Annotated in this window: 1 protein-coding gene; it reads right to left on the reverse strand. The window is 30.4% G+C overall.

Annotated features, from left to right (window positions below):
* A partial coding sequence (locus tag CD138_RS14480; protein WP_219727742.1) for a hypothetical protein occupies positions 1-230 on the reverse strand: 230 nt, incomplete at both ends.

Raw genomic sequence — 230 nt, forward strand, 5'->3', positions numbered from 1 at the left:
TCTTCATAGACGAATGCCTCTTCATCAATGTACGGATCATATTGTTGTGTAAATATAGGATTAGTTGAATAAACAGTTCTACATTCAATATTTTTATGTCTTAGGTTTTTAGCTACTTCTTGCATTTTGTTAAACCAACGAATTTCAAATTCTTCGGGCGTTTCGTAATCATTATTACATTGCTCTTCGATTTGCTTAATTTCATATGTTTTAAATTCATTGATGGTGCT

This window comes from Staphylococcus intermedius NCTC 11048 (genome assembly GCF_002902385.1).
GTDB lineage: Bacteria > Bacillota > Bacilli > Staphylococcales > Staphylococcaceae > Staphylococcus > Staphylococcus intermedius.